The sequence below is a fragment of the Streptomyces sp. DvalAA-14 genome, from assembly GCF_900091855.1.
GTDB lineage: Bacteria > Actinomycetota > Actinomycetes > Streptomycetales > Streptomycetaceae > Actinacidiphila.
This window is the reverse complement of record NZ_FMCH01000346.1, coordinates 1-7913: the sequence shown is the minus strand read 5'-3', so window position 1 is coordinate 7913 and position 7913 is coordinate 1. Positions and strand designations below refer to the sequence as shown.

Below are 7913 nucleotides of genomic sequence, written 5' to 3'. Positions count from 1 at the left end.
GCCGCGGCCATGCGGCCGGCGGTGCTCCAGCGCACCACCGCGCCGCGCCGGCCGAGTCCGGCGCCCATCACCGCGCCGGAGCAGACCTGCGTGGTCGACAGGGCGAAGCCGAGGTGCGAGGAGGCCAGGATGGTGACCGCGGCGCCCGTCTGCGCGCTGAAGCCCTGCTGCGGTTCGATGTCGGTCAGGCCGCGGCCCATGGTGCGGATGATCCGCCAGCCGCCCAGATACGTCCCCAGCGCGATCGCGCTGCCGGCCGAGACGATCACCCACAGCGGCGGGTCCGAGTGCGGGGCGATGACGCCGCCGGTGATCAGGGCCAGGGTGATGACGCCCATCGTCTTCTGCGCGTCATTGGTGCCGTGGGCCAGCGAGACCAGGGCCGCGGAGGCGATCTGCCCGGCGCGGTAGCCCTTGGCGGTGGCCGCTGGATCGGCGCGGCGGCCCAGCCGGTAGCTGAGCCGGGTGGCGAGCAGCGCGGCCAGCCCCGCCACGACCGGTGCGGCCACCGCCGGCACCAGCACCTTCATCACCACCGCGTCGCCGTTGACCCCGTGGGTGCCGACCGAGACCAGGGTCGCGCCGATCAGCCCGCCGAACAGGGCGTGCGAGGAACTCGACGGCAGCCCGGCCAGCCAGGTCAGCAGGTTCCACAGGATCGCGCCGACCAGCCCGGCGAAGATCACCTCGGGCCGGACACCGGCCGACTCGTCCACGATGCCGCCGGAGATGGTCCGGGCCACCTCGACCGACAGGAAGGCCCCGACCAGGTTGAGGACGGCGGACATGCCGACCGCGGTCCTGGGCCCCATGGCGCCGGTCGAGATGGTGGTGGCCATCGCGTTGGCGGTGTCGTGGAAACCGTTCGTGAAGTCGAACACGAGCGCGGTGGCGATCACGATTCCGATCAGGAGCGTGATGTGTTCCATGGACCCAGGATTCGTTCGATCGAGCAGGGGCGAGCCGAACGTACGGATCCTTGATGAACGGAAGATGAACTGGCGAGGTACTCGTGGTGCTGAGATGTCGGGGGGATGAACACCCCGCCAACCGGGGCCGCTGTCCAGCCCGCCGTCCGGTGAACCCGGACCGCCTCCGGTGCACCGGATCCGCTCCCCGGTGACGCCGTCCCGGGCCGTCCCCGCCGGCCCGGCCCCGCATAATGCCGGTGCGGTCCCGAGAGATCCCGGCGAGCGACGAGCGAGGTGGCCGACGATGCACGACGCGGTGGAGAAAGCCTGGTCGGACCTGGTGGACACGGCCCGGCGCAGTGTGGCGGACGGGCTGGTGGTCGGCACCTCGGGAAACGTTTCCGCCCGGGTCGGGGAGCTGGTGCTGATCACCCCGACCGGGGTGCCCTACGACCGCCTCGGCCCGGACGACGCGGTCGCCGTCGATCTCGACGGGCGGCAGGTGCGCGGCGAACTGCGGCCGAGCAGCGAAGTGCCGATGCATCTGGCCGTATACCGGCAGACGCCGGCCCGGGCGATCGTGCACACTCACGCGCCGCACGCCACCGCGGTGTCCGCCCTGGTCGACAAGCTGCCGAACATCCACTACATGGCCGCCGCGATGGGCGGCCAGATCCAGGTCGCCCGCTACGAGCTCTACGGCACCGAGGAACTGGCCCGCGCGGTGCTCAGGGCGCTGCGCGACCGCACCGGCTGCCTGATGCGCAACCACGGCACGCTGGTGTACGGCGACACCCTCGACCAGGCATACGAGCACACCGCGCAGCTGGAGTGGATGTGCCGGGTGTGGCTGCTGGCCCGGTCCGCCACCGACAACGGTTCGCCGCGGACCTTGTCCCAGCGGGACATGGGCCGGGTCGCGGCCAAGCTGAAGGGCTACGGACAGCGCTGAGCGCGCGCTCGGTCCCACCCGGCCCCGCCGAGCCGGCCTGCCCGTGCCGAGCCGGGCCGGGCCGGGCCTCGGGCGCACCCAATCCGGCTCTTCTTCCCCGTTTCCCGCCGCCCGACCCAAACTCCGGCTCCCCCTGGCAGGGCCGCCGCCGACCGCTCACACTGGAAGTGATGCGCCTTCGAACCGCGGTGGCCCTGACGGTCACCAGCCTGGTGGGTGCCGGTACGGCCGCGCTGGCGGCGGGCCGGTACGGATCCGCGTTCGCGCTCAAGCCGTCGGTGGCCGGACCGGCGCCGGAGGGCCTGATCCGGGTCCGCGCCGTCACCCGCGACCAGGTCGTCCTCGACCGCACCGGGGCCTCCGTCCGGCCCGGCGTCTACGGCCTGGCGGGCATCGGTGTGCACGCCACCGTCGGCCGGGTGATGGACCAGGACGCGCGGACGGTGACCCGCCGGCTGCTGCGGGTCGACAAGGGCGCGCTGGGCGTCAGTACCTTCGTCCGGATCACGCCACAGGTCTATACCGGTGACCCGGGCAGCGCGCTCGCCCTGGAGTACGACGACGTCGAGGTGCAGGGCGAACTCGGCCCGCTGCCCGCCTGGTTCGTGCCCGGCGCCCGGAGCACCTGGGTGATCGCCGTGCACGGCGTGGGCGCCACCCGCGAGCACACCTTGAACGTGGTGGCGATCCTGCACCGCTTCGGCTTCCCGGTGCTGGTGCCGTCCTACCGCAATGACCCCCGGCGCCCCCGCCTCGCCCGACCGGATCGGCCACCTCGGCGAGACCGAGTGGCGCGACCTGGACGCGGCCATGCGCTACGCGGAGGCCCGCGGCGCCCGCCGGATCGTGCTGTACGGCTGGTCCACCGGCGCCACCATGGCGTTGCGCGCGCTCCACCAGTCGCCGGCCCGCGAGCACGTGGCCGGACTCGTACTGGACTCGCCAGTGCTCGACTGGCGGTCCACGGTGCGGGCCGCGGTCACCCAGCACCGGCTGCCGGCGCTGCTCACCCCGCTCGCCGTGCGCGCCGCGGAGGGCCGGACCGGGCAGCACGGCGCCCGCCACGCCGAGGCCGTCGACCCCGACCGGCTGACCGTGCCCACCCTGCTCATCCACGGTCCCGACGACACCTTCGCCTCCTGGGCGGCCACCGAGGAGCTGGCCCGGCGGCGCCCCGAGCTCATCGCGCTGCACACCGTGCCCGGCGCCCCGCACGCCGCGATGTGGAATGTCGACCCGGACGGCTACGCGGAGACGCTGCGGCGCTTCCTGACCCCGCTCATGTGAGCGCCCGCCGGGTGGAGGACCGGCTCCGTTTGGGATTCCGGGCCCCGAGCGGCGAGACTGCTCCAGTGACGTCCCGTATCCCGCGAGACACTCCGCTCCGCATCGTCCCCCGCCGGCCGCTCACCGCCGCCCGCCGGACCGCCACGACGCGCAGGCCCCGGCCTCCGCGCCCCCCCGAGGGCACGCCCTCGGTGCCCGATCTCGCCCGGCTGGCGCGGATCGAACTCGCCGCCGCCGCACGGCTCGCCCGCTGGGCCGGTACCGGCCCGGGCACCGCGGGACCGACCGGCATACTCGACGACACCACCCTCAAGGAGGCAGCGGACGCCCTGGACTTGACGCCGGGCCAGATCCGCGCCGCCTGGGACCGCGCCCGACTGGCCGGCCTGATCGAACTGCACGGCGGCGCCGCCCGGCCCGGCTGGCGGCTGCGCGCCTGGGACAACGACGACACCGCGGTACTGCGCGGCTGGGTGGCCCTGTTCGACGCCTGGTCGCTCGCGCATCCCTTCGTGCCGGGAGGCGGCGCGGACGACGCGCGGGCGCCGGCCGACACCGATGCCGCACTGGTCGCCGAAGTCATCGAGGCCGCCCCGCAGTTGCTGTCCTTCCTGCACCTGTCCAACGGCCCGGTGCCGATCGACACCCTGCTGGACCTGCTGCGCCAGCGCGTCGCGGAACTGCGCTCCGAGCGCCATGAACCGCCCACCGACGGAGCCCACGACCCGCTGCCGGGGCTGCTCGACTGGACCCTGGAGGCCGCCACCCTCGTCGGCGCCCTCGGCCCGCGCGACCCGCGCCGTCCCGACGAGGTGACGCTGACTCCGCTGGGCAGTTGGGCGGTCTGGGTCAAGCTGGAGCAGATCTGCGTGGCCGCCCAGGGCCCGGCCGGCCACATGGAGCAGTCCGCCGAGACCATGCTGCGTGCCTGCGCCCGCCTGTCGCCCGGTCCGGCCCGCGCCGAGTACCGCGCGTGGCTGGCGGCCCGCCCGGTCGCCCCCGCGGTCGCCGAACTCCTCGACACCGCGCGCGGCGACGACGCCCTGCTGCGCGGCCTGGCCTTCGAGGCGCTGCGGGTGGTCGGCGATCCGGCCGAGGCGGCGGTACGGGCCGGGGTGGACGAGCCGGTGCTGCGGCCGTACGCGGTGCTGTGGCTCGCCGAGCACGGCGGCGGCGACCCGGACGACGCGACCGGGCTGCTCACCCGCGAGGAGGCCACCTGGCTGTGGGTGGACACCGCCGCGGCCGTCGCCGACCACGGCGAGGACCACCTGCTGGTGAGCCATCTGGAGACGGCCGTGCAGGGATCGGTCCCGGGACTGCTGGAGGAAGTCCGCAATGTCGGGCACCCCCGGACGGTGCAGGTGCTGGTCGCCCTCGCCGCGGCCCATCCCGACCCGGCGGTGGCCAAGGCGATGCGCCGGGCCGCGTTCCAGGTGCACACCGGGGAGGCATGAGCCCGGCAGCGGGCCGCCGCCCCCCGGCCGGCGGACGGCGCCCGCGCGTCGGGCCGCCCCGACGGCCGGCGGATCGCGGGCCGCCCCGGGCCCGGCACAGCTCTTGCCCGGCCCCAGTAGAATGGGCGGCATGGCAGTTTTCCTCCTCGATTAGCCGCGGCGTGCCACCTCGACGCCCCCTGACCGTCGCCCGCATCGCCCTGGAGCTTTTCCCGTGATCACTGCCACCGGCATCGAGTTGCGCGCCGGCGCGCGCATCCTCATCGAGTCCGCCTCCTTCCGTGTCGCCAAGGGCGACCGCATCGGCCTGGTCGGCCGCAACGGAGCCGGCAAGACCACCCTCACCAAGGTGCTGGCCGGCGAGGCCCAGCCCGCGGCCGGCACCGTGACATCCAGCGGCGAGGTCGGCTACCTCCCGCAGGACCCGCGTACCGGCGACCTGGAGACCCTCGCCAGCGACCGCATCCTGTCCGCCCGCGGCCTCGACACCGTCCTGCGCAAAATGCGGGAGAACGAGGAGCGGATGGCCAATGGAAAGGGCGCCACCCAGGAGAACGCGATGAAGAAGTACTCGCGCCTGGAAACGGAATTCCTCACCAAGGGCGGATATGCCGCCGAGGCCGAGGCCGCCACCATCGCCGCCGCGCTCGGTCTGCCCGACCGGGTGCTCGGCCAGCAGCTGCACACCCTGTCCGGCGGCCAGCGCCGCCGGGTGGAGCTGGCCCGCATCCTGTTCTCGGACGCCGACACCCTGCTGCTGGACGAGCCGACGAACCACCTGGACGCCGATTCCATCGCCTGGCTGCGCGACTACCTCAGGACGTACCGCGGCGGATTCATCGTCATCTCCCACGATGTGAACCTCATCGAGACCGTCGTCAACAAGGTCTTCTATCTCGATGCCAACCGCTCCCAGATCGATGTGTACAACATGGGCTGGCGGCTTTACCAGCAGCAGCGCGAAGCCGATGAGAAGCGCCGCAAGCGGGAGCGCGCGAACGCCGAGAAGAAGGCGTCCGCGCTGAATACCCAGGCCGACAAGATGCGCGCCAAGGCCACCAAGACGGTCGCCGCGCAGAACATGGCGCGCCGCGCGGAGAAGCTGCTGTCCGGCCTGGAGGCGGTGCGCGCCTCCGACAAGGTCGCCAAGCTGCGCTTCCCCGACCCGGCCCCCTGCGGCAAGACCCCGCTGATGGCCTCGGGGCTGTCGAAGTCCTACGGTTCGCTGGAGATCTTCACCGATGTCGACCTGGCCATCGACCGGGGCTCCCGGGTGGTCATCCTCGGCCTGAACGGCGCGGGCAAGACCACGCTGCTGCGGCTGCTGGCCGGGGTGGAGAAGGCCGACACCGGCGAAGTCACCCCGGGCCACGGACTCAAGCTGGGCTACTACGCCCAGGAGCACGAGACGCTGGACCCGGAGCGGACCGTCCTGGAGAACATGCGGTCCTCGGCGCCGGACACCGACCTGGCCGAGATCCGCAAGATCCTCGGCTCCTTCCTGTTCTCCGGCGACGACGTCGACAAGCCGGCCGGCGTGCTGTCCGGCGGTGAGAAGACCCGGCTGGCACTGGCCGCGCTGGTCTCCTCCAGCGCCAACGTGCTGCTGCTGGACGAGCCCACCAACAACCTCGACCCGGCCAGCCGCGAGGAGATCCTCGGCGCGCTGCACACCTTCACCGGCGCGGTGGTGCTGGTGACCCACGACGAGGGCGCGGTGGAGGCGCTCGAACCGGAGCGGATCATCCTGCTGCCGGACGGCGTGGAGGACCTGTGGGGCCAGCACTACGTGGATCTGGTCGCGCTGGCCTGACCCCCGGAGGACCCCTGGAGGGCCCCCGGAGCGGGGCCCGCCGGGGCCGTCGACCGGCTCCCGGCGGGCCGCCGTGCCCACCTCCCGGTCGGATGATCATGCCGATTGGATCATTCGGCCCATCGTTGATCCTTCATCTGCATGAGTCGGGCTGGTACCGGCGCCGCGGGCGGCTCCGGGAGGCGGCTGGGACCCGTGATCAGTGGTGTGACATCGGTAAACACCTTACCGACCACTCCTGACCTGCCAGTATTGTCGGCGGCTCGATCTCCGGCCGGAATGTGTCCGGTACGAATACCTCCGCGCGCCGCTTCCGCGGGCGCTATCACGGCATTCCTCGGGTGAATGTCGCGTGATGGACCTTGTCGAATGGGTGGCCAGGAACGCGTTGAGGGGTGATCATGAGAGTTCCATAGCGCACTTCCCTGGAGGAGGCACGGGTGGCCGAGACTCTGAAGAAGGGCAGCCGGGTAACCGGCGCCGCGCGCGAGAAGCTCGCGGCGGACCTGAAGAAGAAGTACGACTCCGGTGCGAGCATCCGGGCGCTGGCCGAAGAGACCGGCCGCTCCTACGGATTCGTGCACCGGATGCTCAGCGAGTCCGGCGTGACCCTGCGGGGGCGCGGCGGCGCGACGCGGGGCAAGAAGGCGGCCGCCTGACCCCTGCGGGGGCCCGGCGGTTTCCGTCGGACCCGGGTGGTTACTCTTCGGTAATCATGTCCGCGGTCCGTTCGGAGGTTCCCGATGCCCGACGTCACGCCCCTGCTCGAACGCGACGGGGTCCGGCTCACCGTCGATGACTCCGTCGCCCAGGTCACCTTGTGCAACCCGGCCAAGCGCAACGCGCAAACGTTCGCCCTGTGGCGGGCGCTGACCGAAGCGGGGCGGCTGCTGCCGGGACAGGTGCGGGTCGTGGTGCTGCGCGCCGAGGGGGTCTCCTTCTCCGCCGGGCTGGACCGCCAGGCCTTCACGCCCGAGGGCTTCGACGGCGAGCCCTCCTTCCTGGACCTCGCCCGCAGCACGGAGGCCGAACTCGACGCGGTCATCAGCCTGTACCAGGAGGCGTTCACCTGGTGGCGGCGCACCGACCTGATCACGGTTGCCGCCGTCCAGGGCCATGCCATCGGCGCCGGCTTCCAGTTGGCACTCGCCTGCGACCTGCGGGTCTGCGCCGACGACGTCCAGTTCGCCATGCGTGAGCCCAGCCTCGGCCTGGTGCCGGACCTCACCGGCACCAAGCCGCTGGTGGAACTGCTCGGCTACGCCCGGGCGCTGGAGATCTGCGCCACCGGCCGCTTCGTCCACGCCGCCGAGGCCGAGCGCACCGGCCTGGCCAATCTGGTCGTCCCCGCCGCCGAACTCGAATCCGCGGTCGACGACCTGGTCGCCGCGCTGCTCGCGGCGCCGCGCGACGCCGTGCACGAGACCAAGGGCCTGCTGCGCGGCGCCCTGACCCGCTCCGAGTCCGAGCAGTACGCGGCCGAGCGCGCGGCG

At 72.9% G+C, this 7913-nt stretch carries 7 protein-coding genes; 6 read left to right on the top strand and 1 reads right to left on the bottom strand.

Going from position 1 to position 7913, the window contains the following annotated elements; translation table 11 throughout:
- Window positions 1-929, bottom strand: a 929-nt coding sequence (locus GA0115240_RS17615) for an inorganic phosphate transporter (protein WP_093737623.1), incomplete at its 3' end; no start/stop codon positions are given.
- A 286-nt stretch (window positions 930-1215) separates the two neighbouring features.
- Here GA0115240_RS17615 and GA0115240_RS17610 point away from each other — a divergent pair.
- The 6 genes from GA0115240_RS17610 to GA0115240_RS17585 all read left to right on the top strand — a co-directional run.
- Window positions 1216-1863: a class II aldolase/adducin family protein gene (locus GA0115240_RS17610; protein ID WP_093737622.1), complete on the top strand. Its 648-nt coding sequence runs from the start codon at window positions 1216-1218 to the stop codon at window positions 1861-1863.
- Between the two features lie 732 nt (window positions 1864-2595).
- Window positions 2596-3150: an alpha/beta hydrolase family protein gene (locus GA0115240_RS39275; RefSeq protein WP_346267951.1), complete on the top strand. Its 555-nt coding sequence runs from the start codon at window positions 2596-2598 to the stop codon at window positions 3148-3150.
- Between the two features lie 65 nt (window positions 3151-3215).
- The gene (locus tag GA0115240_RS17600; protein ID WP_176725104.1) at window positions 3216-4607 is read left to right on the top strand and encodes a hypothetical protein; all 1392 of its coding nucleotides are present in this window, start codon (window positions 3216-3218) and stop codon (window positions 4605-4607) included.
- 214 nt (window positions 4608-4821) lie between these two features.
- Window positions 4822-6420 carry an ABC-F family ATP-binding cassette domain-containing protein gene (locus tag GA0115240_RS17595; RefSeq protein ID WP_093737621.1) on the top strand — a complete coding sequence of 533 codons (1599 nt, stop codon included), beginning with the start codon at window positions 4822-4824 and terminating at the stop codon, window positions 6418-6420.
- Between the two features lie 440 nt (window positions 6421-6860).
- Window positions 6861-7079 (top strand): helix-turn-helix domain-containing protein, encoded by a 219-nt coding sequence (locus tag GA0115240_RS17590; RefSeq protein WP_176725103.1) that lies wholly within the window; start codon window positions 6861-6863, stop codon window positions 7077-7079.
- An 84-nt stretch (window positions 7080-7163) separates the two neighbouring features.
- Window positions 7164-7913 (top strand): enoyl-CoA hydratase/isomerase family protein (locus GA0115240_RS17585; protein WP_093737620.1); only part of this gene is annotated, 750 nt, incomplete at its 3' end.